Origin of the sequence: Oricola sp. (assembly GCF_965230365.1) — a bacterium.
Lineage (GTDB): Bacteria > Pseudomonadota > Alphaproteobacteria > Rhizobiales > Rhizobiaceae > Oricola.
In genome coordinates this window covers 2209142-2232563 of the sequence record NZ_OZ246003.1, presented here as the reverse complement: position 1 = coordinate 2232563, position 23422 = coordinate 2209142, and the positions used below count along the sequence as shown (strand labels likewise).

Annotated in this window: 22 protein-coding genes and 1 tRNA gene; 11 read left to right on the top strand and 12 right to left on the bottom strand. The window is 62.0% G+C overall.

Features of this window, described 5'->3' with window-relative positions; genetic code table 11:
* Nucleotides 1–3: 3 nt before the first annotated feature.
* The 3 genes from ACO06R_RS10675 to ACO06R_RS10665 all read left to right on the top strand — a co-directional run bounded on the left by ACO06R_RS10675 (nt 4) and on the right by ACO06R_RS10665 (nt 4492).
* A complete protein-coding gene (locus ACO06R_RS10675; RefSeq protein ID WP_421849209.1) occupies nt 4–780 on the top strand; it encodes an SDR family oxidoreductase in 777 nt (258 codons plus the stop codon).
* A 106-nt stretch (nt 781–886) separates the two neighbouring features.
* The gene (locus ACO06R_RS10670; protein ID WP_421849206.1) at nt 887–3220 is read left to right on the top strand and encodes an NADP-dependent malic enzyme; all 2334 of its coding nucleotides are present in this window, start codon (nt 887–889) and stop codon (nt 3218–3220) included.
* A gap of 219 nt (nt 3221–3439) precedes the next feature.
* The gene (locus tag ACO06R_RS10665) at nt 3440–4492 is read left to right on the top strand and encodes a DUF2865 domain-containing protein (protein ID WP_421849203.1); all 1053 of its coding nucleotides are present in this window, start codon (nt 3440–3442) and stop codon (nt 4490–4492) included.
* Here ACO06R_RS10665 and gltX read toward each other — a convergent pair.
* The 3 genes from gltX to ACO06R_RS10650 form a co-directional block, all read right to left on the bottom strand.
* Nucleotides 4410–5789, bottom strand: coding sequence for a glutamate--tRNA ligase (gene gltX, locus ACO06R_RS10660; protein WP_421849200.1), 1380 nt, complete (start codon nt 5787–5789; stop codon nt 4410–4412). The two genes, ACO06R_RS10665 and gltX, sit on opposite strands and share 83 nt — an antisense overlap.
* 67 nt (nt 5790–5856) lie before the next feature.
* Nucleotides 5857–7098 (bottom strand): MFS transporter, encoded by a 1242-nt coding sequence (locus ACO06R_RS10655; RefSeq protein ID WP_421849197.1) that lies wholly within the window; start codon nt 7096–7098, stop codon nt 5857–5859.
* Nucleotides 7099–7250: 152 nt separating this feature from the next.
* Nucleotides 7251–8471 carry an MFS transporter gene (locus ACO06R_RS10650; protein ID WP_421849194.1) on the bottom strand — a complete coding sequence of 407 codons (1221 nt, stop codon included), beginning with the start codon at nt 8469–8471 and terminating at the stop codon, nt 7251–7253.
* A 79-nt stretch (nt 8472–8550) separates the two neighbouring features.
* Here ACO06R_RS10650 and ACO06R_RS10645 point away from each other — a divergent pair, with 79 nt between their 5' ends.
* Nucleotides 8551–9300, top strand: coding sequence for a VIT1/CCC1 transporter family protein (locus tag ACO06R_RS10645; RefSeq protein ID WP_421849191.1), 750 nt, complete (start codon nt 8551–8553; stop codon nt 9298–9300).
* Nucleotides 9301–9310: 10 nt separating this feature from the next.
* Here the strand turns inward: ACO06R_RS10645 and mnmD are convergent, their stop codons facing one another.
* Entirely contained in the window at nt 9311–10009 is a 699-nt protein-coding gene (gene mnmD, locus ACO06R_RS10640; protein WP_421849188.1) for a tRNA (5-methylaminomethyl-2-thiouridine)(34)-methyltransferase MnmD, read from the bottom strand.
* Between the two features lie 5 nt (nt 10010–10014).
* On the opposite strand from mnmD, the gene ACO06R_RS10635 reads away from it, so the two are divergent.
* Entirely contained in the window at nt 10015–11148 is a 1134-nt protein-coding gene (locus ACO06R_RS10635; RefSeq protein ID WP_421849185.1) for an NAD(P)/FAD-dependent oxidoreductase, read from the top strand.
* A 69-nt stretch (nt 11149–11217) separates the two neighbouring features.
* Here the strand turns inward: ACO06R_RS10635 and tig are convergent, their stop codons facing one another.
* Both tig and ACO06R_RS10625 read right to left on the bottom strand, forming a co-directional pair.
* The gene (gene tig, locus ACO06R_RS10630) at nt 11218–12645 is read right to left on the bottom strand and encodes a trigger factor (RefSeq protein WP_421849182.1); all 1428 of its coding nucleotides are present in this window, start codon (nt 12643–12645) and stop codon (nt 11218–11220) included.
* A gap of 78 nt (nt 12646–12723) precedes the next feature.
* Nucleotides 12724–12808, bottom strand: a tRNA-Leu gene (locus ACO06R_RS10625).
* A gap of 398 nt (nt 12809–13206) precedes the next feature.
* On the opposite strand from ACO06R_RS10625, the gene ACO06R_RS10620 reads away from it, so the two are divergent.
* From ACO06R_RS10620 to ACO06R_RS10600, 5 genes are all read left to right on the top strand, one after another.
* A complete protein-coding gene (locus tag ACO06R_RS10620; RefSeq protein ID WP_421849179.1) occupies nt 13207–13353 on the top strand; it encodes a DUF1127 domain-containing protein in 147 nt (48 codons plus the stop codon).
* A gap of 232 nt (nt 13354–13585) precedes the next feature.
* The gene (locus ACO06R_RS10615; RefSeq protein WP_421849176.1) at nt 13586–13732 is read left to right on the top strand and encodes a DUF1127 domain-containing protein; all 147 of its coding nucleotides are present in this window, start codon (nt 13586–13588) and stop codon (nt 13730–13732) included.
* A 168-nt stretch (nt 13733–13900) separates the two neighbouring features.
* Nucleotides 13901–15319 carry a methylenetetrahydrofolate--tRNA-(uracil(54)-C(5))-methyltransferase (FADH(2)-oxidizing) TrmFO gene (gene trmFO, locus ACO06R_RS10610; protein ID WP_421849173.1) on the top strand — a complete coding sequence of 473 codons (1419 nt, stop codon included), beginning with the start codon at nt 13901–13903 and terminating at the stop codon, nt 15317–15319.
* 71 nt (nt 15320–15390) lie between these two features.
* A complete protein-coding gene (locus ACO06R_RS10605; RefSeq protein ID WP_421849169.1) occupies nt 15391–15870 on the top strand; it encodes an NUDIX hydrolase in 480 nt (159 codons plus the stop codon).
* Nucleotides 15870–16592: an HAD family hydrolase gene (locus ACO06R_RS10600; RefSeq protein WP_421849166.1), complete on the top strand. Its 723-nt coding sequence runs from the start codon at nt 15870–15872 to the stop codon at nt 16590–16592. Before ACO06R_RS10605 ends, ACO06R_RS10600 begins: the two co-directional genes overlap by 1 nt.
* A 3-nt stretch (nt 16593–16595) precedes the next feature.
* On the opposite strand, the gene ACO06R_RS10595 is transcribed toward ACO06R_RS10600, so the two are convergent.
* The 6 genes from ACO06R_RS10595 to yajC form a co-directional block, all read right to left on the bottom strand.
* A complete protein-coding gene (locus tag ACO06R_RS10595; protein WP_421849163.1) occupies nt 16596–17576 on the bottom strand; it encodes a sterol desaturase family protein in 981 nt (326 codons plus the stop codon).
* On the bottom strand, nt 17573–18013 hold the full coding sequence (locus ACO06R_RS10590) for a hypothetical protein (RefSeq protein ID WP_421849160.1): 441 nt from the start codon (nt 18011–18013) through the stop codon (nt 17573–17575). The genes ACO06R_RS10595 and ACO06R_RS10590 overlap by 4 nt, the downstream gene beginning before the upstream one ends.
* A 104-nt stretch (nt 18014–18117) precedes the next feature.
* Complete coding sequence (locus ACO06R_RS10585) at nt 18118–18957, bottom strand: phytoene/squalene synthase family protein (RefSeq protein ID WP_421849157.1); 840 nt, start codon at nt 18955–18957, stop codon at nt 18118–18120.
* A gap of 19 nt (nt 18958–18976) precedes the next feature.
* Nucleotides 18977–19372, bottom strand: a complete 396-nt coding sequence (locus ACO06R_RS10580) for an Mth938-like domain-containing protein (RefSeq protein ID WP_421849154.1) — start codon at nt 19370–19372, stop codon at nt 18977–18979.
* Between the two features lie 19 nt (nt 19373–19391).
* Nucleotides 19392–21950: a protein translocase subunit SecDF gene (secDF, locus tag ACO06R_RS10575; RefSeq protein ID WP_421849151.1), complete on the bottom strand. Its 2559-nt coding sequence runs from the start codon at nt 21948–21950 to the stop codon at nt 19392–19394.
* Nucleotides 21951–22025: 75 nt separating this feature from the next.
* Nucleotides 22026–22376: a preprotein translocase subunit YajC gene (gene yajC, locus ACO06R_RS10570; protein WP_421849148.1), complete on the bottom strand. Its 351-nt coding sequence runs from the start codon at nt 22374–22376 to the stop codon at nt 22026–22028.
* A 139-nt stretch (nt 22377–22515) separates the two neighbouring features.
* On the opposite strand from yajC, the gene ACO06R_RS10565 reads away from it, so the two are divergent.
* Nucleotides 22516–23388, top strand: coding sequence for an ATP-binding protein (locus tag ACO06R_RS10565; RefSeq protein ID WP_421849145.1), 873 nt, complete (start codon nt 22516–22518; stop codon nt 23386–23388).
* Nucleotides 23389–23422 lie beyond the last annotated feature (34 nt).

The window sequence follows — 23422 nt, the reverse complement described above, 5'->3', positions numbered from 1 at the left end:
CAGATGGATTTGGGATTGAAAGGACGCAAGGCGATCGTCTGTGCGTCGAGCCGCGGCCTCGGCAAGGGTTGCGCGATGGCGTTGGCCGAGGAAGGGTGCGATCTCGTCATTAACGGCCGCAACAGCGACATCACCAAAGCGACAGCCGATGAACTCCGGGCGCATGGCGTCGATGTTCAGATCGTCATCGGCGACGTCTCTGATCCTGAAACCCAAGCGGCATTGCTGGCCGCCTACCCTGAACCGGACATTCTGGTCAACAACAACGGCGGACCGCCCTTGCGCGACTTTCGCGAACTCGACCGCGAGGCCATTCTCAAGGGCGTCACGCAAAACATGGTCACGCCTATCGAATTGGTCCAGAAGGTCGTCGACGGAATGGCTGAACGCGGCTTCGGGCGCATCGTCAACATCACATCGATGTCGGTCTACATGCCGATCCTTGGACTCGACCTTTCGTCGGGCGCGCGCGCTGGCCTGACGTCTTTTTTGGCGGGAATCGCCCGCTCCTATATCGACCGTAATGTCACGATCAACAGTCTGCTGCCCGGCAAGATCGACACGGACCGGATTCGCTCAACGATTTCCTACGCTGCTGACAGGGCCGGCACCGACGAAGCGGCCGAACGGGCGCGGCAGGAAAGCCAGATCCCGGCAAGGCGGCTTGGCACACCGGAAGAATTCGGCAAGACCTGCGCCTTCCTGTGCTCCGATCATGCCGGTTACTTCACCGGCCAAAGCGTCAAGCTCGACGGCGGCCTGTTTAACAGCGCTTTCTGACCGCCATCAACGCAGCAGACCAGCCATGCCGGCCTGGCGCTTGTCAGCGTGCCCCCGGCAAGGCACTAAGCGGCTAGAAACGATTGGTAACAGGACAGGATCAGCCATGGCAGAAGCGTCGCCGGACCAGGCCGCAGCACCAACGGACAGCATGGAGGAAGCCGCCCTCTTCTTCCACCAGTATCCGCGTCCCGGTAAACTCGAAATCCAGGCGATCAAGCCACTAGGCAACCAGCGCGATCTCGCCCTTGCCTATTCGCCCGGCGTCGCCGCACCCTGTCTGGCCATCGCTGAAGATCCGCAGAGCGCGGCGAACTACACGGCACGCGGCAATCTCGTCGCGGTCGTGTCCAACGGTTCGGCGGTACTCGGCCTTGGCAATATCGGTCCGCTTGCCTCCAAGCCTGTGATGGAAGGCAAGGCGGTCCTGTTCAAGAAATTCGCCGGCATTGACGTCTTTGACATAGAAATCGAGGCGACCGAAATCTCGTCCATGGTGTCCGTGGTCTCGGCGCTCGAGCCGACTTTCGGCGGCATCAATCTGGAAGATATAAAGGCGCCCGAATGTTTCGAGGTCGAGGCTCAGTTGCGCGACCGGATGAACATTCCGGTCTTTCATGACGATCAGCACGGTACTGCCATCATCGTCGCCGCCGCGATCATGAACGGCCTCGAACTGGCCGGCAAGCAGATCGAGACCGCAAAGATCGTCACATCGGGCGCCGGCGCCGCCGCGCTTGCCTGCCTCAACCTCCTCGTCTCACTGGGCGCAAGACGCGAAAACATCTGGATCACCGATATCGAGGGGCTGGTCTATGAAGGACGCGAAAGCCAGATGGATCGCTGGAAATCGGTCTATGCGCAGAAGAGCGACAAGCGCTCCCTGGCCGAGGTCATCCCGGGGGCCGATGTGTTTCTCGGCCTGTCTGCGGCAGGCGTCCTGAAGCCTGAGTATCTCAATGAGATGGCCGAGCAACCGATGATTCTGGCGCTTGCCAATCCAACGCCGGAGATCATGCCCGACGTTGCTCGTTCGGCGCGGCCGGATGCGATGATCTGCACCGGACGATCCGATTTTCCCAATCAGGTCAACAACGTCCTGTGTTTCCCCTACATTTTCCGCGGCGCGCTCGACGCTGGTGCAACCACCATCAACGAGCAGATGAAGGCAGCCGCAGTCGACGCGATCGCCAAACTCGCTCGTGAAGAACCGTCCGATATCGCCGCGCGCGCCTATTCTGGCGAGACGCCGACATTTGGCCCTGAATACCTTATCCCCTCGCCCTTCGATCAGCGCCTGATCCTGCGCATCGCGCCCGCCGTTGCCGAGGCTGCGGCGCAAAGCGGCGTTGCATCGCGTCCCATCGAGGACATGGATGCCTATCGCGATCATCTGACACGCTTCGTGTTCCGCTCCGGTCTGGTAATGAAACCGATCTTCGCGGCCGCACAGGCTGCTACAAACAAGCGCGTCGTGTTTGCCGATGGCGAGGACGAACGGGTTCTGCGCGCCGCCCAGGTCGTGTTGGAAGACCGGATCGCACAACCGATCCTGATCGGCCGTCCCGATGTCGTCGAGACCCGTCTCAAGCGCTACGGTTTGAAAATCCGCAATGGCGTCGACTTCGAACTGATCAACCCCGCCAACGACCCGCGTTACCGCGACTATTCAAGCGAACTCATGCGCATCGCCGGCCGGCGCGGCATCACGCCGGACACGGCACGCACGCTGGTGCGAACCAACAACACGGTAATCGCCGCGCTGGCCCTGCGCCGTGGCGAGGCAGACGCGATGATCTGCGGCCTGGACGGGCGCTATGAACGCCATTTGCGCAATGTGCGCCTGATCGTCGGGCTGGCTGAGGGAACCAAAGACCTTTCAGCGCTCTCAATGCTGATCACGCAACGCGGCGTGACCTTCTTCACCGACACCTATGTGACTGTCGAACCGCGTGCCGAGGAAATCGCCGAAATGACGATCCTGGCAGCCCGCGAAATCGGTCGCTTCGGCATCAAGCCGAAGGCCGCTCTGCTGTCGCACTCCAATTTCGGCTCCCGCGATTCCGCCTCGGCCGAAAAAATGCGCCGCGCAACGGCCATTCTGCACGAAATGGCGCCGGAGTTGGAAGTCGATGGCGAGATGCATGCGGATTCCGCCATCGACACGCGACTGCGCGAAAGAGTCTATCCGCACTCGACGTTGGAAGGCGAAGCCAATCTGCTGGTTTTCCCGAGCCTGGATTCGGCCAACATCACCCTCAACGCAGTCAAGTCGATGATCGACGGTCTTCATGTCGGTCCGATCCTGCTGGGAACGGCCCATCCCGCGCACATCCTGACACCCTCGGTAACCTCCAGGGGGGTCGTCAACATGACCGCACTTGCCGTCGTCGAGGCCGCCCAGCGTCACGCGACTGCGACAGCGGAAGTGCGCCCGTAAACACCGGCCTTATCACCGTTCATGCCCGGTTCATGCCGTATTCATTAAGCATGAAAGAAATCGGGCCGGCGGGTTAACGCGGCAGTTGCAGCCCCGCATTATTGTGGAGTTCAACGTTGCGTTCGGAAGGTATGGTGTACCGTGGCAACCAGTAGTTCAGTACGGAGCAAGCTGCTTCTATTTGTGCGCATGCGAACAGCCACTCTGGCTGTTCTTGCAATGCTTGCTTTCTCAGCCGAGACGGCCTCGGCCGACCGGTGCAGCGATATCCGCGCGCAACTGGCCGCGGCATCTGCCAATACTGGTTCAAGTGCCCGCTACAACCGCTATGCCGACGCTGCCCGCCGGCAGGCTGCCGAGATCCGCAAGGTCGAGCGCGCCCGGCGTTCGCTCGGCTGCCGTTTCAACGGATCGCGGCAATGCCGTACGCTCGCCAACAGCCTGAGCCAGATGCAGGCTAACCTCGCCGATATCGAGTGGACACGCGACCAGGCCAAGCCGCGCCGCGACAACGCCCGCATCAAAGCGCTCCAGACACGCTTCAACTCCTATGGTTGCAACCGGCCAACACGGGTCGCCCGTGTGGAGCCCGAGAAGCGCGTCACCAGTAACGGCCGGCGCGTTATCGTACGCCAGGGCGCGGAACCGGCGCGCAACGATGCCATTTCCGCCGATGTGCCGGGCCGTACAGCGCTGCCGCATCTTTCCGGATCGTATCGTACCATGTGCGTCCGCACCTGCGACGGCTACTACTTCCCGATTTCATTTGCGACGACGCCAGAATTCTTCGGTCGAGACGAGGCTGCCTGCCGGGCCATGTGCCCGGCCGCCGAAACAAAGCTCTACCGTCACCGGGTTCCCGACGAAGAAAGTGCGGCCATGGTGTCGCTCGAAGGCGAACCCTATGCCGCGCTGCCAACGGCGTTCCTGTACCGCCAAAGCGGCAGATCCGAGGACGGCTCTTCCTGTAGCTGTGGCAAACCGCAAACGCTTGCCAGCCTGGCCCCGGACAACGCGGAAGACCGGCCGCTGAACACTGCTTCCATCCCCGTGCCTGCGAAACGGCCCGAGCTTCCTGCCGCTTCGAGCGAAGAGGACAGTTCAGAGACCACGCTTGCGCCCGCCGACACCGCCAGTCCTGTCACGCCTGACACGAATGATGCAGAGGAACCCGGCCGGCGGCGGGCCGTCAGGGTCGTCGGTCCGCAATTCCTTCCCGACCTAGAAGAGGCAATAGATCTGCGATCTCCGGCCCGGACGAGCGGCCCGTAATCGCGATCCGGAGCGGCATAAAGAGCGCCCTGCCCTTGCGGCCCGTCGCCTGCTTGACCGCCGTTGTCCAATCCGACCACGTCTGAGGACCAATCTCTCCCTCCGGCAGCAGGTCGAATGCGCCCCGCACGAATTCCAGATCCTCGCCTTCGAGCAACGCTTCGGTGTCGGGCTCCTTGGTGACGATCTGCCACCACGAAGCAGCGTCCGCCACCTTGTCGACATTGGCCCGGATCATCGTCCAGAACGCTTTCGCCCGGTCATCTTCGATGTCGACGCCGCTTGCCTCCAGACGCGCAGCGACCGCTTCGAAATCCAGACCATGCACGATCTGGCGGTTCAGCACATCCAGCTCCGCCGGATCGAACTTCGCCGCCGATTTCGAACTGATCGCCGGGTCGAAACCCGCTGCCATCGCCGCGAGATCCGCCGCCGGCGCAACATTCTCCGATGTTCCGATCAGCGCGGCCAGCGAGGCCACCGCCATCGGCTCGTAACCATCTTCGCGCAGTGTCTTGATGGCGAGCGCACCGCTGCGCTTCGACAGCCCTTCGCCGCCGATCGTCGTCAGCAGATTGTGGTGCCCGAATGCCGGCGCGGTAGCGCCAAGCGCTTCGAACACGGCGATCTGCGCGCCGGTATTCGTCACATGGTCGTCGCCGCGAATGACGTGACTGACGCCCATGTCGATGTCGTCGACGACGGATGGCAACGTGTAGAGATAGGTGCCGTCCTCGCGGATTAGCACCGGATCCGACATCGACGCCAGATCGACTGTCTGCGGCCCGCGCACGACATCGTTCCAGTGAACATCGGTGCGCTGCGTCTCAAACGGTGTTTCGGCGAAATTCGGCAGCAGAAACCGCCAGTGTGGCGTTCTTCCCGCAGCCTGCAGGTCCGATTTTTCCGCATCGTTCAGTTTCAGCGCCTCGCGGCCATAGACCGGGGGCAGCTTGCGCGACAGGCGGATCTTGCGCCGCCGTTCCAGTTCCTCGGCTGTCTCGAAGCACGGGTAAAGCAGGCCCGCCTGCTTCAGTTTCTCGACGGCCGCCGCGTGGCGCTCGGCCCGCTTCGACTGGTATTCGACCCGATGCGGATTCACGCCAAGCCACTCCAGATCGGCAGCGATCTGGTCAGCAAATTCCTGCCTCGACCGTGCCGTGTCTGTATCGTCGAAACGCAGCACGAACTGGCCGCTATGACGAATTGCATAGAGCCAGTTGAACAGCGCCGTGCGGACATTGCCGATATGGATATTGCCGGTTGGCGACGGAGCGAAACGAACGGTAACGGTCATCGGAGATCAGCTTTCGAAACGGATTGGCTCGCGTATCGGCTCAACATACACGGCTCACAGGCAGCGGTTAGCCGGGCGCTTCCTCGATTGCAACCGGCGAGGCCGCCCGCGCGATCAATCTGAGCGAACCGACATAGAGAGCAGCGCAAGCAAACAGGCAGTAAACACCGAAGGTGAAGATCTGTCCGGAATAGGACACACCAAGATCGATCAGCAGGCCGGTCAGCCCTGGACCAACGGCGGTTGCCAGCACCATGACGGCAACAATGCCCGAGCGGATCGCTCCGAGGTGCTTGGCGCCATAGATTTCGGGCCAGACCGCGCCGAACAACGTGCCGGAAAAGCCGTAGGAAACGCCAAGCAGCGTCATGAAAACGAAGGCGCTGATCTGGCTCTCGATCGCAAAGAGCGCGAAGCAGGCGGCCGCCAGCGGCAACAGGAAGAAGGGCAGTATGCGCACCGCACTGAAGCGGTCGACCAGTCCGCCGCAAATGATCGCGCACACCACCGTCATTGACGACATGAATATAAAGGAGGCGGCAAAAGCTTCCTGCGACCAGCCGCGCAGTTCGACGAGATAAACCTGATGGAAAAAGATGGTCGTACCGATGAAGGGCGGCGCCAGAATACCGGTCATCAACAGGTAGAACAGCGGATCGCGCAACACCTCGGCGCGTGTCCAGTCGCGAACGCCGGACGGGTCGGCGGCGACAGCCACGCCGCGCGGCTGGCGTTCGACGCGCATGAGGAGATAAATGGCCGGCAAGGCGACAACCAGCAGTGTTGCCGCCGCGACCAGCCAGCTGCCGCGCCAACCGACAGCTCCGAGTATCGCAACGAAGATCAGCGGAAACAGCGCCTCGCCGAAGTTGATCCCGATGCCTGCCACCGATACCGCGCGGCCGCGCTGCGCCGCGTACCATTTTCCCATCGCTGTCATCGCGATGTGCGTCATCATTCCCTGCCCGAACAACCGCAACAGGTAGATCACCACCACAAGCATCCAGAGCGAGTGGGACAATGCCATCGCCATGCACGCGACGGCCAACATGGGGATCGTCAGCCCGACCACCTGGACGATGCTGTACCGGTCGACGATTTTGCCCAGTTGCGGAAGCGTCAGCGCGCTGGCCAGCGTCGCGAGCATGTAGAGCGCTCCGAAACCGCCATGGCTCAGGCCGTATTCTGCCCGCAATTCGCCGGCCGACAGCGAAATGAAAAACGTCTGGCCGAACGACGAGAACATTGTCAGCAGGAGACCGCCGAGCAACCAGCGCGCATTATCCAGCAAGAACCTGAGCATCGGCATGACAATTCCGAGGGCTGGCCAATCCGGCCTCGGCGTCGGACGGGAGGCAAAAACGCAGAGCGGCACTTTGGTAAGCGAAGAAGCTTGTCAAGCAAGACCACAATCCGCATCGCGATGCAATGCGGCGCATGGCCTTGCGGAACAGCGAAAACTCAGGCGACCGGTTTTCGGTCAGGATTGAAGCCTTGCATAGCCAGCCACCCCATCAGCGGCGTGGCGGCGAGTGAATACGCTCCCAGGCCGATGATGATCGCCGGCAGGCCGGCCCCGGCATCGATGGCCCAACCGCTCAAGCCCGGCCCCAGCGCCGTGCCGATAACCATCGCCGAGGTTGCGACGCCCTTGATCGCTCCGAGATGGCGGGTGCCGTAGATTTCGGGCAAAATCGCTCCGAAAACCGAGGCAAACATGCCGAATGTTACGCCCATCAACGCCATGTAGACGACAATAGCGACCGCCGAGGCGACCAGGCCCAGAGCGATATTTGCGACCGCGAGGAACAGCAGCATCGGCGGAACCAGCCTTATGGCGCCAAAGCGATCGATCAGCACGCCGGTGAGGATGGTCGCGGCAATCGCAAAGAGCGACAGGATCGGCGTCGATCCGGCAAACAGCGCCAAAGCCCAGCCGCGAATCTCGGTCAGATAGACTTGGTGGAAGAACACCACGCTGCCGATCACAGGCGGCGCCAGCAGGCCGGCAAGAAGGATCCAAAAGCGGAAATCGCGCAGCGCCTCGGCCCTGCTCCATTGCCGCCCTTCCTCACCGCCATCTGCTTCCGCAGCCCCCGGTATGCGATCGGTCCGCATCGCGACGAACACCAGCGGCAGCACGATGACAACCAGGATGACCGCATTGATCAGCCAACTGGAACGCCATCCGGCCACGGCCGCAATCGCGACGAAGCTGATCGGCATGACGCTTTCGCCGAACTGGTGCCCAAGCGCCACGACCGAGACCGCCTTGCCGCGATTGCGCGCGAACCACCTCCCAGTCGCGGTCATGGCGGCGTGTGGCATCAGCCCCTGCCCGAACATGCGCGTGCCTGCCAGCGCGATGAACAAGACCGCTACATGGTTGGAGACAGCGATCAGCAGCATCGATCCTGTCATGCCGGCAAGCACGAAGACCGCGTAGTTTTCCAGCCGCGTGCTGTCGATCCGGCGGCCAACGACCGGAATCAGGGTTGCGCCGAGCAGGGTCGCAGCCATGAACAACGTGCCGAATTCGCCATGGCTCAGACCGAATTCATCGCGAATCCGCCCACTCGACAATGCAATATAGAAAGTCTGCCCATAGCTGGAGAACAGGGTCAGCAAAAAACCGCCGCCCAGCCACCGCCGGTTGTTCATGACAAAGTCAAGAAATGGCATCGCATCGCCCGTCAGCGAGTATTATCAGGAAAGCACTGCCGCCTTAGCGCGATACATGGCGCAAGGGAATACCGCGAAAATGGGAGCAGGAACGATGGCGCTCGAACACAAGCACACTGCCGAAGCGATCAGGCAGCGCCTCGCTGGCGGAAGCCGGCCCAACTATGCACGCGACTTCGTCTATGGCGGCATCGACGGTGCGGTGACCACCTTCGCGATCGTCGCGGGAGTCGTCGGTGCGTCGCTTTCGGCCAGCATCGTGATCGTTCTGGGGCTCGCCAACCTACTTGCCGACGGTCTCTCGATGGCGGCCAGCAACTACTCCGGTACGAAGACCGAGGTCGATGAATTCAAGCAGTTGCGCGCGATGGAACACCGGCACATCGCCGTCGATCCGGACGGCGAGCGCGAGGAAATTCGCCAGATCATGGCGCTCAAGGGCCTGCAGGGCGAAACGCTTGAGCAGGCGGTCGAGGCGATCACCGCCGACCGCGAGCGCTGGGTTGCCACCATGCTGTTCGAGGAGCACGGCCAGAGCGGTATTCTGCGCGATCCGGTCAAGTCCGCGCTGTCGACATTCGCCGCCTTCGTGGTCTGTGGCGCGGTCCCGTTGCTACCCTATCTGGCGCTACCAGCAGACAGCGCGATGTCGGTCGCGCTGATCATGACATCGATCGTGTTCTTCGCTATCGGCTCCCTGAAAAGCCAGTGGTCGCTGACCCGCTGGTGGATTTCCGGCTTGGAGACCCTCATCATCGGACTTGCCGCTGCTTCCGCCGCCTTTGCAATCGGTTATCTCCTCCGCGATCTGGTCGGCGGCGCCGCATAACGGAACCGCCCTACCCGGCCAACCGACCGCGGATCATCTCGCGCTTGCCGCCATGGCCCGGCGCTTTCTCGACGTCAAAACCGGCGGCGTCCAGGTTCCGCCGCACCCATCCGGCCGCAGTGTAGCTCGCAAATGTGCCGCCCGGTCGAGTGTGCCGAGCCACTGCCCGCATGAGTTCGGCCGACCACATATCCGGATTGCGTGCCGGCGCGAAGCCATCGAGATACCAGGCGTCGGCCATCCCATCCCAGTTGCCAAGGCCAGAAAGCGCATCGCCGACGACCACACGCAAGCTGGTCTGTTCATCGAGCCGCCACGCTGCCGGTTTGACCGCAAGTTCGGACCATCGTTGAAGCAACAGGTCCAGAAGTCCACCTAGTTCCGGCCAAGAGCCGATGGCGCGTCGGATGAAGTCCGCCTTCATCGGAAAGGCTTCGAACGACACGAATTCCAGAGTGCCGTCATTGGTGCGCGTTTCGCGCCACAGCCGCCAAGTCTCCAGGAAATTGAGGCCGGTCCCGAAACCGAGTTCGCCGACTGTGAACCGGTTTGCAGCTTCCCACCGTTCCGGCAGGCCGTTGCCGGCCAGGAATACATGGCCACACTCCGCACGCCCGTCGCGTCGCGAATAAAAGTGATCGCCAAAGCTGTCGGAAAACGGCATATCGCCGTCCAGCCAGCTCACCCGGTCCCGCTTCAGGTCAGTCATTTCCCATGCCGCATTCGCACCCTGCCGGAAAACACCACGACATCGCCGTTGTCGGCGGCGGCGTCACCGGGCTTTGGACCGCATTGGAAGCGGCGCGGCAAGGGCTTTCCGTGATCCTCTTTGAGAAACGACAGATCAGCGCCGGCGCCAGCGGCGGTGTGATGGGAGCCCTGATGCCGCACCAGCCGGTCAACTGGGATGCCAAGAAGCAGTTCCAGTTGCAGGGCCTTCTGTCGCTGGAAGATGCCGTCGCCGATCTGCAGAGCCGCACCGGCCTCGATACCGGCTATCGCCGCTGCGGCCGGCTGATGCCGATCCGCAATGCGCCGCGCCGCCAGCAATGCGAGAGCTGGGCCGAAGCCGCAGGGACGCAATGGCCCGAAACCTGTTCGTGGCAGGTCGCCGACGCAAGCCCCTGCCCCGCATGGCTCCCGGATGAGCAAGTCCCCTTTGGGGTGAACCACGATACGCTGTCGGCGCGGATTGCGCCACGCAAGCTGCTGGCCGCGCTCAAAACTGCTGCCATCGCTGCAAAGGTCGAATTGCGCGAAGGTCAGGCGGTCGAATTCGACGGGGCCGGTAACAGCGTGATTGTGCCAGGCGGAGAACCGCTTGCCGCTGGCCGGATCGTGCTTTGCGCCGGCTGGGAGACCTTCGCGCCGCTCGACCGCTTCATCGGTGGCGAAAGCGGAACCGGCATCAAGGGACAGTCAGCGCGGCTAGCGCCGGCAATGCCGATCGATCCCCGCCTGCCCATCGTCTACGAGGACGGCACTTATGCGATCGCCCATGATGACGGCACGGTCGCCATCGGCTCGACCACCGAACGCGAATTCACCGATCCCGGCACCACCGACAGCCGGCTAGACGATGTCATCGCAAGGGCGCAGGCGCTATGCCCGGCGCTGCGAGGCGCCGAGGTGCTGGAGCGCTGGGCCGGCGTGCGGCCGCGCGCGTCGAGGCGCGATCCGCTGGTCGGGTCGCTGCCCGACAAACCAGAGCTTATCGTCGCGACTGGCGGCTTCAAGATCGGCTTCGGCATCGCGCATCTCATGGCGCGCGCCGCCGTGATGATTGCAGCCGGCCAGACACCCGACTTCCTGCCGGACAGCTTTCTGCCGGAACACCGGTTTTCATAACGTGCGCACCAAAACAAAACCGCCCGGATCGATGATCCGGGCGGTCTGTATGACACGATGGCAGCGCGATTATTCCGCGCTGTCGGCCTTCTTTTTCTTCGGCGCGGCCTTCTTCTTGGCGGCCGGCTTTTTCTCGGCCGGTGCGGCCTCCTTCGGCGCGTCTTCGTCGTCGGCCAGCAACTCTTCCTTGGTCACCGTCTTGTCGGTGACGTCGACCACGGTCAGCAGATGATCGACCGTCTTCTCCTCGAAGATCGGCGCGCGCAGGTTGGCCACGGCATCCGGGTTCGACCTGAAAAACTCGAAGATCTGCTGTTCCTGGCCCGGATACTGGCGAACCTGGTTCATCACGGCGTTCTGCAGTTCCTGCTCGGAAACGGAAACGCCGGCCTTCTCGCCGATCTCCGAAAGCACCAGTCCGAGGCGGACGCGGCGTTCGGCCAGACGCATATACTCTTCACGCGCCTCGTCTTCGGTCGTCTCTTCGTCCTCGAAGGTCTTGCCCGCCTGCTCCAGATCGTGGGTGATCTGCGCCCAGATGTTGTTGAACTCGGTCTCGACGAGTTTCGAGGGAGACTCGATCTTGTACTGCTCGTCAAGCGCGTCCAGCAACTGCCGCTTGACCTTCTGGCGCGTGGCCGAGCCATACTGGCTTTCGATCTGTTCGCGGACCAGCTCGCGCAGCCGCTCCGCGCTTTCCAGACCGAGCTTTCCGGCCGTTTCGTCATCAATGACGATTTCGCCGGCGCTGGCGATTTCCTTGACCGTGACGTCGAACACCGCTTCCTTGCCGGCGAGGTGCGCGGCGCCGTAGTCTTCTGGGAACGTCACCTTGACCTGTTTCTCGTCACCGGCCTTGGCGCCGACCAGCTGATCCTCGAATCCCGGAATGAACTGGCCGGAGCCGAGCACCAGATTGGCGTCGGTATCGGCGCCACCTTCGAATGCTTCGCCGTCCACCTTGCCGGTATAATCCATCGTCACGCGGTCACCGTTTTCGGCCTTGCCGTCTTTTGCCGAATACTCGGCGGCCGACTGTGCGACCCGCTTGACCTGTTCTTCGACCTCGTCGGCCGGCACGTCGACAACCGGACGCGTAACCTTGATCGCCGAGAAGTCGCCGATCTCGATCGCCGGGATGATCTCGTATTTCAGCGAGAATTCAAAATCGGCATCGCCGGAGAGGACCTTTTCGGCTTCCTTCTCGTCCTCGGTCATGTCGATTTCCGGCTGCGTCGCCGATTTCTCGCCGCGGTCGGCGAGAACCGAGCGCGGCGTATCATTGATGATCTCGTTGACAATCTCGGCCATGAAGGACTTGCCGTACATGCGCCGCAGGTGGGAGACCGGAACCTTGCCGGGCCGGAAACCCTTCAGTTGGACCTTCTGCTTGGCGTCCTCGAGCTTGTCGCCGAGCTTGTTTTGAAGATCGGCCTTCGGAACGACGATCTTGATTTCCCTTTTCAGCCCTTCATTGAGGGTTTCGCTAACCTGCATCTTCCAACCTTCGTCTTGCTCGCCCGCCCGGGTCCTGGCTGTGTCCCAACGGAGTGATTGTCTGGTCCAGCGGGATGGTGGTGCGGATAGAGGGAGTCGAACCCCCACGCCTTGCGGCGCTGGAACCTAAATCCAGTGCGTCTACCAGTTCCGCCATATCCGCATTGTTCATGGACATGACAGGCATGCCGCTTGATCGGGCGTCTATATCACCGCTTGCGCGTCAATCAACGAAAAAATGCGTCAAACACCTGTTGCGGACGGGCCTCAGGCCAGCGAAATCTCCGCACCGCGAGGACCTTTCGAGCAGCGTAAACGAATCCCTAACAGGGCTAGTCGTGACACCTCTGGAGGGTCATTGATCTGCTCAAAAATGTTCATTTTTTTCAGCGAGTTACGCGAACGGTAACGACTGCCCAACCGTTCATCACTGCGTTAAATTTGTGCAATGCACCCAAAGCATAGGAGCCATGCAAAAGCGTCACTTTTCGCCGCTCGAATCCGACATTATCTGCGCCCTGTAACGAGATAAGAACAATGAGTCTCGACGGGATCTAGACAATGAACATCGCAAACTCCTTCTTCGCATGGCGCCGCTATCGCGCGACGCTGAACCAGTTGAACCGCCTGACCGCTCGCGAACTCGACGATCTGGGCATCAACCGTGGTGACATCACCGACGTCGCACGTCGGGTCTCCCACCGCTAACGACGATCCGGCGCAAGTCGGTATCGCATAAACAGATTGTTGCCCGCCGCGGGAGCGCTTCCGCGGCGGGCAATCGCGTTTGTTTGCAAACGATACGAATTGTGCATTGCACAAAACGCATGGCTGCATTGCGAAAGCGGGCCTTATAATCCCGATTCAATCGATTATCTTCGCAGTATCAGAACAACAACAATAACAGCAGCTCCCACGCAGATACGCAGAGGAAACGACAATGAACATCTCACGCACCTTCGCCGAATGGCGCCGCTACAGCACGACCGTTCGTGAACTGAACCGCCTGTCCGACCGCGAACTCGCCGACCTCGGCATGAGCCGCATGGACATCTCTTTCCTGGCCCGCAAGGCCGCCCGTCTCTGACGGAACGCAACTCCGACCGGGCTTTTCTCCTCCCACCCGGTCGGTAACAGCGGTGCGAACCGACCTCCTCCCAGGCTTCGCGCCGCGTGTACAAGACACCCGCCGTTCCTCCCACGGCGGGTGTTTTGTTTTCTTGAAGCTTTTCCCGCCCGGCGTTATCTCGCTTCCATGTCTATTCAACAAATTCATGTCGTCGGCGGCGGACTTGCCGGCTCGGAAGCGGCTTGGCAAATCGCCGGCCGCGGCATCCCCGTCATTCTGCACGAGATGCGCGGTGTTCGCGGCACCGACGCGCACAAGACCGACGGTCTCGCCGAACTGGTCTGCTCCAACTCCTTCCGGTCTGATGATTCCGAACACAATGCGGTCGGCCTGATCCACGCTGAAATGCGGCTTGCCGGCTCGTTGGTCATGCGGGCTGCGGATGCCAACCAGGTGCCGGCCGGCGGTGCGCTTGCCGTCGACCGCGATGGCTTCTCCGCCGCCGTGACCCGCGCCATCGAGGAACATCCACTGATCACGCTGATGCGCGAAGAGATCGCCGGCCTGCCGCCTGCGGACTGGGATCAGGTCATCGTCGCCACCGGCCCCCTGACTGCCCCGTCGCTTGCCGACGCCATCGCCCAGGCGACCGGGCGCGATGCACTTGCTTTCTTTGACGCGATCGCGCCGATCGTGCATTTCGAATCCATCGACATGGATACCGCCTGGTTCCAGTCGCGCTATGACAAGGTGGGGCCGGGCGGCACCGGTAAGGACTACATCAACTGCCCGCTCGACGAGCAGCAATACAACGCCTTCATCGATGCGTTGCTGGCCGGCGACAAGACCGAGTTCCACGAATGGGAAGGCACGCCCTATTTCGACGGTTGCCTACCGATCGAGATCATGGCCGGTCGCGGGCGTGAAACGCCGCGCCACGGCCCGATGAAGCCGATTGGCTTGACCAATGCCCATCGCCCGGACGTCAAGCCCCACGCGGTGGTTCAGCTTCGCCAGGACAATGCGCTCGGCACGCTCTACAACATGGTCGGCTTCCAGACAAAACTGCGCTACGGCGCCCAGGCCGATGTCTTCAGGATGATCCCGGGCCTGCAAAATGCCGAGTTTGCGCGGCTCGGCGGCCTGCACCGAAACACCTACCTAAACTCGCCGGTCCTGCTCGATGGCGACCTGCAGCTGAAGACACGGCCCGGCCTGCGCTTTGCCGGTCAGATTACCGGTTGCGAGGGTTACGTCGAATCTGCGGCGATCGGACTTCTAGCCGGTCGTTTCGCGGCCGCCGAGCGTCTCGGCGACCCCGTCGCTCTGCCGCCCGCGACCACGGCATTCGGCGCGCTGCTGGGCCATATTACCGGCGGCCACTTGGTCAGTGACGATGAGAAGAAACGCTCCTTTCAGCCAATGAACGTCAACTTCGGATTGTTCCCGCCACTCGAGCCCGGCGCCGCCGCCAAGCCGGCCGGCCACACCGGGCGGTGGCGCGGCAAGGACAAGGCGATTGCCAAGAAAAAGGCATTGACGGACCGCGCAAAACGTGACGTATCGGAATGGCTTGGCTTGTCTCGCTGCGATGCAGCAGAATAATCCACCGAAATCTTTGCACAGGGGGTGCTGGAAGTCTTTCCGCGGCAGGTGCCGCAGCCGTATGATCGGGCATGGAAGATTTTCTCGTTCATGACGTGAAACGAAGACAGCGCCAACACTTTCACATTGCCGAAGCACTGCGCGCCGCACCGAAGGTGCAGTACGGCGCCTTGCCTTGGCGTATGGTGGACGGCACGCTGGAAGTGCTGCTGCTTACCAGCCGTGACACCGGCCGTTGGGTGCTGCCCAAGGGATGGCCGCATGAAGGCATGTCGCCGGCAAAGTCGGCGGCCCAGGAAGCCTTTGAGGAAGCCGGCATCACCGGCGCGATCACCCGCAAGGATATCGGCCGGTTCCATTATCTGAAATTCCGCCCCGACAAGCGCTCGGTCGAATGCGTTGTGCATGTCCACGCGCTGGAGGTCGAAAAGCAACTCGACGATTGGCCGGAGAGACTGCAACGCAAGACCCAGTGGTTCCTGCGCCATGAGGCCGCAGAGCGCGTCGACGAACCGGAATTGCGCGATATTATACTCTCCTTCGTGCCGTGATGTCGGACCGGCCCGACAGACCCGTCACGGCAATCGCCTTCGACGCCGACGACACGCTCTGGCACAATGAGCGCTTCTTTCAGGACAGTCAGGCACGCTTTGGCGAGCTTTTGGCGGACTTCGCCACTCCGCACGCAGTCGACGCGGCTCTGCTCGCCACCGAGAAGAGGAATATCGCCCTTTACGGTTTCGGGGTGAAGGGCTTCACCCTTTCCATGTTGGAAACAGCCCGCGAGATCGCCGGCGACCGCCTTCCCGCTTCTGCGATTGATGCGGTCCTGGAACTCGGCAAGGAGATGCTCGCGCATCCCGTCATGGTGTTTCCGCACGTCGCCGAAACGCTGGCCGCGCTGAAGGCCGACCACACCCTGTTGGTCATCACCAAGGGCGATCTGTTCGACCAGGAAAGAAAGCTGACCGAATCCGGGCTGCAGGATCACTTCGACCACATCGAAATTGTCAGCGACAAGACGACGGACACCTACCGCAACATCTTCGACCGGCACGGTCGCGGCACGTCACGCGCCATGATGGTCGGCAACTCCATGCGTTCCGACATCCTGCCGGCGCTCGAAGCCGGCTGCTGGGCCGTCCATGTTCCGCACGATTTGACATGGGCGCTGGAGGAAGCGCCGGAACCACAAGGCAATCCGCGCTACCGGCGCATGGCGAACATCGCTGCAGTCCCGGATCTCGTCCGGGACATCCAGCAGGCTTGCTAGCTGTCATCCACCGGGCACCAGCGCCTCCGACGGCGGGCGGTCGGGCAGTCCGGGCGCGCCCGCCTGATCCGGGTGTAGCCGCACGTAATCCGCCTTCAGCTCGGCCGAATTCTTGCGGCTTCCGTCATGGCTCCAGCCGGGCGGCAGGAACAGGTAACCGAGCCTCTGGCCGAGTGTCAGGCCGGGCGAGCACGCATCCTTGAACATGGCGATCCACTCATGGAAGGCCACCTTGAAGGGATTGAACGTGCCGATATTGTGCACGATCCCGTAGCGCGGCGCATCTTCCTCCAGTTCCTCCACGAATGTCCCGAACATGCGGTCCCAGACGATCAGCGTGCCGGCATAATTGGCATCGAGATAGCGCGGGTTGGTCGCGTGATGGACCCGGTGGTGCGATGGCGTGTTGAAGACAAGCTCGATCGGCTTCCACATTTTGCGGATCGCCTCGGTATGGATCCAGAACTGGTAGATCAGGTTGAGCCCGCCGACGAAGGCGATCATGACCGGATGAAATCCAATCAGGACAAGCGGAATGCGCAATACGAACATGCCCGTGAACGTACCTGTCCAGCTCTGCCGGAGCGCGGTCGACAGATTGTAGTGCTGCGAGGAATGGTGGTTCACATGCTCTGCCCACACCCAGCGGGAGCGATGCGCGATGCGGTGATACCAGTAGTAGCGCAAATCATCGAGGATGAAGCACAGCAGCACGGCCCACCACGAAAAACCGATATCGAAGATTCTGTAGTTCCATGCCCACATCAGCACGCCAAAGGCGATGAAGCCGAACAGCAGCCCCGAAACCACGTTGCCGGTGCCCATCAACAAAGATGTCAGCGTGTCCCGCGTCTCGAAACCGGCGGTCCTCCGCGCATGGGAAAGCTTGAGGTAGAGCAACTCGACAAGGATGGCGAGCACGAAAAACGGGATCGCGATTTGAGTCACGTCTGGATAATGCGGGATGATCTGATCAAGGTTCATCGGTCCGTTCGCTCCTCATGCTGCCACGCCGCGTCACCGAACAAGCCGGATACGACAGCCGCTTCGCCGGCGTCGTCGAAATGAAATTGCGCCCGGGGCCAGGTCAGGTCGCCGGTCCTGATCTCGACCGACGACGCATTGTCAGCGCTCTGCCAAGCGCTCATTTCGCCTGCGGCGACAAACCGCGTCAACGCGTTGCTGCCGACCGCATGCACCAAGCCGATGTGGCCGTCGGCGAGCTCCAGGATCGCGTCATGCCGGTCCCTGGTCAGGTGGCATTTGACGGTCTCCGTTTCGGGAAAATCGACGGCGAACCGTTCAATCGCGACGGACGCGGCGTCGAACTCACTGGTCTTGGTGCCGCCGCTCAAGTGGACCGCCAGTATGATCAATGTAATACCCGCGACGACGACGAGCACAAGGACAGGCAGGCTCAACAGTTCTCCTCCATGCCTTTCGGCATGGGCAGACAACTAGCAGTTTTGACTTTCACGTCAAAGTCAAAATCCACGTTCCTCGATCGGCCGTCTAAAACGAGTGGTTATCCGAGCAGTGCCCGGCGCAAAAACAGCCAATGGGTTCTGAGCGGAGATAGTCCCGCCGGCCGGCCTCCGGTTTCGCCGCCCTGTCGCTCTGCCAGCCGAAGCCGCGCACCGGCGGTTGCAAGCGGCAGGAAGGCGATGCGCAGTTTTGCCGGAGCATTCGCCAAGGCCGCCTGTGCCGTTGCGAGGTGATCGTGTCCGACTGCGGCAAGCATGGAAACCGCGCGCTTCCGGCCATCGCGGTCGGATCCCTCGATCAGCGCATCGGGGTCCGTTCCGGCAGCGCCGAGCATGTCGCGCGGCATATAGACCTGCCGGCGCGCGGTATCGAGCGGCAGGTCGCAGAGGGTGTTGGCAATCCCGCAGGCCATTCCTGCATGCCCGGCAAGCTCCGCGCAGTTGGTATCCTCGCCCTCGTTGAGGATCTGCGCGGCCAACAGGAAGAACATGGACACGGTCTCACCGAGATATCCCTCGAAACTGCCACGGTCGGGCATCGGATCGTTGTAGAGATCAAAGATTCTCGCATCGAGGCAGTTGTCGAACGCCGCGCGCGGCAGCGCGAACTCGTCGATCACGTCTAGCAGTGCCGCACCAACAGGGTGTTGGCGTCCTTCACCCGACCGCTCGCCGGAGATCACGTCGCGCCACCATTGCAACCGGATCTCGCCTGGCAGCGGTTCGGAAACGAGATTGCGGATGCGCCTGACCTCGACGTCGAATGCAAACAACGCCGCCAGTGCGGGCCGTTTTTCCTGCGGTGCGTAGAGCACAGTCAGAAAGCGCTCAAGATCGCCTTCGCGAAGGATATCGAGACAGTGCTGGTAATGGTCCGGCATGTCAGCCGCCCGCCCCGGTCTACGCCTTGTCGACCGCGATGAGGGCGGCGGCGACGGCGCGATCTTCGGCCAGCAGGACATTATATGTACGTACAGCCGCACCGGTACTCATGGCGTCAGTAACAACGCCGGCTTCGCGGAGTTCGGCTTGCAGATCAGGCGGCACACGAGCGAAATCCGGCCCCATGCCGATCAGCAGCACTTCGATACCGTCAGCCTCGTCGAAGACCCGCTGGAGGCTGACAGCCGACAACGTCGATGCTTCGCTCACATCCCAGCCATGCACGCCGGACGGAAGGCAGAGAATCGATCCCCGATGCGACATGTCGGCAAACCGGAAACCGCCGCTGCCATAGGCGTCGATCGGTGCGCGGCCCGGAAAATGCGCCTCGCGGATTTCGATGCCCTTTGCCATGCCGGCGCGCCCCGGCCCGTCAGAGATCGACGGGCTGGGTGTTGGCCGTCGCGTCCTTCTCGTCGGATTCGCGGTCGAGCGCGTCGGGCCGCAGATTGAACAGGATCAGCAGCGGTGCAGCGACAAAGATCGACGAATAGGTGCCGATCAGCACGCCGAAGATCATGGCCGCCACGAAGGAGCGCAGCACCTCGCCGCCGAAGAAGAACAGCGCCAGCAATGCCAGCAGCGTCGTCACCGAGGTCAGGATCGTGCGCGGCAATGTCTGGTTCATCGACATGTCGAGCAGATCGGGCAGCGTCTTCTTCTTGTAGCGGCGCAAGTTTTCGCGGACACGGTCGTAGACGACCACGGTATCGTTCAGCGAATAGCCGACAATGGTCAGGATCGCGGCGATGCTGGACAGGTTGAATTCCAGTCCGGTGATCACGAACATCCCGATCGTCAGCAACACGTCGTGGGTCGTGGCGATGATCGCGCCGATGGCAAACTGCCACTCGAAGCGCAGCCAGATATAGACCAGGATCGCAAACAGGGCCGCGACAACCGCAATCGTTCCGGCGCGTGCCAGTTCGCCCGACACGGTTGGACCGACGACCTCGACCCGCCTGAACTCGTAATCCGCTTCGAGTTCGCCGCGCACCTTCGTGATCACGGTCTGCTCGGCATTCTCGCCGCCGCCCTGCGCTTCGACGCGAATGAGCACGTCGCGCGCGGACCCGAAACCCTGGATTTGCACGTCGCCCAGATTGAGATCGGACAGCCGGCCGCGCATGTCGCCGATATTGGCATCGCCTTCGCGCGATTGCACCTCGATCAGGGACCCGCCCTTGAAGTCGATACCGAGGTTCATGTTGACGGTCGCAAATAATGCCATCGAGATCACGACAACGACTGCCGAAAGCGTGAACGCCATTCTGCGCAGCCACATGAACTTGATCTGCGTGCCGTAGGGCACAAACGTGACCGGCGCGCGCGGCAGTTCTTTCGGCTTGCGGCGGCGGACCCAAAACGCGATCAGCCAACGCGTCAGGATGAATGCGGTAAAGACGGTCGTGACGATACCGACGGCAAGCGTCACGGCAAAGCCGCGGATCGGGCCGGAACCAAGGTAGAACAGGATGACAGCGGCGATAAGCGTCGTCACGTTGGCGTCGACGATGGTGGTCAGTGCCCGCTGGAAACCCGTATCGATGGCCTGGATCATCGAACGCCCGCCCAGGCGTTCCTCGCGTATTCGTTCGAAAATCAGCACGTTGGAGTCGACCGCCATGCCGACCGTCAGCACGATACCCGCAATACCCGGCAAGGTCAGTGTCGCGCCGATGCCCGACAATATCGCAATCACCATCACCACGTTGATGATCAGCGCGACATTGGCGATCAGGCCGAGGAAACCATAGGCCAGGAACATGAAGGCCACGACCAGAACGGAACCGATGATGCCGGCGATTTCGCCGGCCGCGATGGCATCCGCGCCGAGGCTTGGGCCGACAGTGCGTTCCTCGACGAATGTTGGTGTCAGCGGCAACGCGCCGGCACGCAGCAGGATCGCCAGATCGTTGGCGCCGTCGACCGTGAAGTTGCCCGAGATCTGCCCGGAGCCGCCGAGAATCGGTTCGCGGATCACCGGCGCCGAGATGACCTGATTGTCGAGCACGATCGCAAACGGACGGCCGACATTATCCTGCGTCGCGCGGCCGAAACGCTGGCCGCCGCTGGAGTCGAAGCGGAAATTGACGATCGGCTCGTTGGTCCGCTGGTCGAAGGCGGCCTGCGCATCTTCGAGGTTCTCGCCGGTAACAATCTCGCGCGTTTCCAACAAATACGGGATCGGCGGATCGTCGGTTGAGTAGAGGATCTCGGTTCCAGCCGGCGGACGACTGTTCAGCGCGTCTTCCACAGGCGTCGTCGCGTCGACCATCTGGAAGGTCAGGCGCGCGGTCGTGCCGATGATCTCCTTCAGGCGTTGCGGATCGTCGAGCCCGGGCACCTGGACGATCACCCGGTCTTCGCCCTGACGCTGAATGACCGGCTCGGTCGTTCCCAGTTCATCGACGCGGCCGCGAATAACCTCGACTGTCTGGGCTACCGCCTGCGTCATCCGGTAGTCGAGGCCTGAATCGGTAATCTGAACCCGCAACAGCCCGGTTTCAGGCTCGCTCAGCGACGCTTCGCGCACGATACCGCCGCCCAGAAGTCCGGCGCTGATCGGCTCGGTAATCGGCGCCAGCACCTCCTTCGCCCGGTCAATATTGGCCTCGTCGCGAATACGCACACTGACAGCCTGGTCGCGTCCCGACAGGCCGGTATAGCCGATGCCCTCGGCGCGCAGCAGCCGGCGCACCTCGTTGCGCACCGATTCCAGCCGGTTGTCGATCAGCTCCTGGCGATCAAGTTTCAGCTGCAGATGGACACCGCCCTGCAGATCCAGACCAAGCGACAGCTTGCTCTGCGGTATAAAACCCGGAAACGACTGCAACGTCGTACTCGGCAGCACATTCGGCAGCGCGTACAGGATGCCAACGAACACCGCCAACCAGATGAGCGCCGTTCTCCATGGAGAAAAATAGAGCATTCGCCATTATCCTGTCTTGATGGCCTCGTCGGCCGGCCGTGGCGCGAGCGCAAGGCGCGCCGCGCGTCCGCGGCGTTATTTCTTCGCGGCGTCGTTGGCAGCCACCGGTTCGCCCTTCACACGCACATCGGCGACCATCGAGCGCAACACCTTGACCCGCGTGTCCTTGGCGATTTCGACTTCGAGTTCGTCGTCGTCTATGACCTTCGTCACTTTGCCGATCACGCCGCCACCGGTGACGACGGTGTCGTTGCGCCGGACCGCCTTGAGCATCTCATCGCGTTTCTTCATTTGCTGGCGCTGCGGACGGATGATCAGGAAATACATGATCACGAAGATCAGCAGAAACGGCAAGATGCTCATGATGAGATCGGCGCCGCCGGCGGAACCACCGGCCGCCTGCGCATAAGCGGGTGTTACGAACATGAAGAACTCCATTGACCCGTGCTTGCGGCACGGCTTGAAAATTTGTCCGGAATATAGTCAGCAAAAGCACCAATGCAACCAAAAGCGCATCTGCCGAACCGCTTCGGATATGCGGTTTGACGATGTCGGAGAACGGACCATGCCCGACCAGATGGGTGAGCTGAACCAGAAACTTGACCGCCTGATCGCGGCAATGGATCGTTTGGCCCCCGCGCCGCCGCCGCCAGCCGATTTTTCGCTCGCCGATTGCTTCGTCTGGGACAGCGCCGCCGGCGCCATGCAGCCCGTGCACGAAGTCAATCGCGTGGAGATCGGCCTGATCCGCGGTGTCGACCGCGTGCGCGACATTCTGGTCGAGAATACCGAGCGTTTTGCGCAGGCCTTGCCGGCCAACAATGTGCTGCTTTGGGGCGCCCGCGGCATGGGCAAGTCGTCACTGGTAAAATCGGTCCACGCAATGATATGCACGACCGCGCCCAGCGCGCTCAAGCTCGTCGAGATCCACCGTGAAGACATCCACGACCTGCCGCGCATCCTCCAGACGCTGCGCGGCGAAACGCACCGGTTCATCCTGTTCTGCGACGATCTGTCCTTCGATCAGGACGACACCTCCTACAAGTCGCTCAAGGCCGCGCTGGATGGCGGTGTCGAAGGTCGGCCGGCGAACGTGATCTTCTACGCGACCTCCAACCGGCGCCACCTGCTGCCGCGCGACATGATCGAAAACGAGCGGTCGACCGCCATCAACCCGTCGGAAGCCGTCGAGGAAAAAGTGTCGCTGTCGGATCGCTTCGGCCTCTGGTTGGGCTTTCACAAATGCAGCCAGGACGATTACCTGGACATGGTGTCGGGCTATGCCGCGCATTTCGGGCTGGATATCGCGTCGGACGAACTGCGCCGCGATGCACTGGAATGGGCGACAACGCGCGGCGCCCGTTCGGGCCGTGTCGCATGGCAATACATCAACGATCTGGCTGGTCGCCTGAAGAAGCAGCTTCCGCCGGCGGGATAGGTTGGTACCGGGGCCGCAGCCCGGCCTTTTCGGG

What these genes read in the sequence shown, in the direction of transcription:
- ACO06R_RS10635 (WP_421849185.1), top strand. Translation starts at nt 10,015, where the DNA reads ATGCCGCATTCGCACCCTGCCGGAAAACACCACGACATCGCCGTTGTC.
- secDF (WP_421849151.1), bottom strand. Translation starts at nt 21,950, where the DNA reads ATGCTCTATTTTTCTCCATGGAGAACGGCGCTCATCTGGTTGGCGGTG.
- tig (WP_421849182.1), bottom strand. Translation starts at nt 12,645, where the DNA reads ATGCAGGTTAGCGAAACCCTCAATGAAGGGCTGAAAAGGGAAATCAAG.
- ACO06R_RS10650 (WP_421849194.1), bottom strand. Translation starts at nt 8,471, where the DNA reads ATGCCATTTCTTGACTTTGTCATGAACAACCGGCGGTGGCTGGGCGGC.
- trmFO (WP_421849173.1), top strand. Translation starts at nt 13,901, where the DNA reads ATGTCTATTCAACAAATTCATGTCGTCGGCGGCGGACTTGCCGGCTCG.
- ACO06R_RS10620 (WP_421849179.1), top strand. Translation starts at nt 13,207, where the DNA reads ATGAACATCGCAAACTCCTTCTTCGCATGGCGCCGCTATCGCGCGACG.
- ACO06R_RS10665 (WP_421849203.1), top strand. Translation starts at nt 3,440, where the DNA reads ATGCTTGCTTTCTCAGCCGAGACGGCCTCGGCCGACCGGTGCAGCGAT.
- ACO06R_RS10580 (WP_421849154.1), bottom strand. Translation starts at nt 19,372, where the DNA reads ATGGCAAAGGGCATCGAAATCCGCGAGGCGCATTTTCCGGGCCGCGCA.
- gltX (WP_421849200.1), bottom strand. Translation starts at nt 5,789, where the DNA reads ATGACCGTTACCGTTCGTTTCGCTCCGTCGCCAACCGGCAATATCCAT.
- ACO06R_RS10675 (WP_421849209.1), top strand. Translation starts at nt 4, where the DNA reads ATGGATTTGGGATTGAAAGGACGCAAGGCGATCGTCTGTGCGTCGAGC.
- ACO06R_RS10670 (WP_421849206.1), top strand. Translation starts at nt 887, where the DNA reads ATGGCAGAAGCGTCGCCGGACCAGGCCGCAGCACCAACGGACAGCATG.
- ACO06R_RS10585 (WP_421849157.1), bottom strand. Translation starts at nt 18,957, where the DNA reads ATGCCGGACCATTACCAGCACTGTCTCGATATCCTTCGCGAAGGCGAT.
- yajC (WP_421849148.1), bottom strand. Translation starts at nt 22,376, where the DNA reads ATGTTCGTAACACCCGCTTATGCGCAGGCGGCCGGTGGTTCCGCCGGC.
- ACO06R_RS10605 (WP_421849169.1), top strand. Translation starts at nt 15,391, where the DNA reads ATGGAAGATTTTCTCGTTCATGACGTGAAACGAAGACAGCGCCAACAC.
- ACO06R_RS10595 (WP_421849163.1), bottom strand. Translation starts at nt 17,576, where the DNA reads ATGAACCTTGATCAGATCATCCCGCATTATCCAGACGTGACTCAAATC.
- ACO06R_RS10645 (WP_421849191.1), top strand. Translation starts at nt 8,551, where the DNA reads ATGGGAGCAGGAACGATGGCGCTCGAACACAAGCACACTGCCGAAGCG.
- ACO06R_RS10565 (WP_421849145.1), top strand. Translation starts at nt 22,516, where the DNA reads ATGCCCGACCAGATGGGTGAGCTGAACCAGAAACTTGACCGCCTGATC.
- mnmD (WP_421849188.1), bottom strand. Translation starts at nt 10,009, where the DNA reads ATGACTGACCTGAAGCGGGACCGGGTGAGCTGGCTGGACGGCGATATG.
- ACO06R_RS10600 (WP_421849166.1), top strand. Translation starts at nt 15,870, where the DNA reads ATGTCGGACCGGCCCGACAGACCCGTCACGGCAATCGCCTTCGACGCC.
- ACO06R_RS10655 (WP_421849197.1), bottom strand. Translation starts at nt 7,098, where the DNA reads ATGCCGATGCTCAGGTTCTTGCTGGATAATGCGCGCTGGTTGCTCGGC.
- ACO06R_RS10615 (WP_421849176.1), top strand. Translation starts at nt 13,586, where the DNA reads ATGAACATCTCACGCACCTTCGCCGAATGGCGCCGCTACAGCACGACC.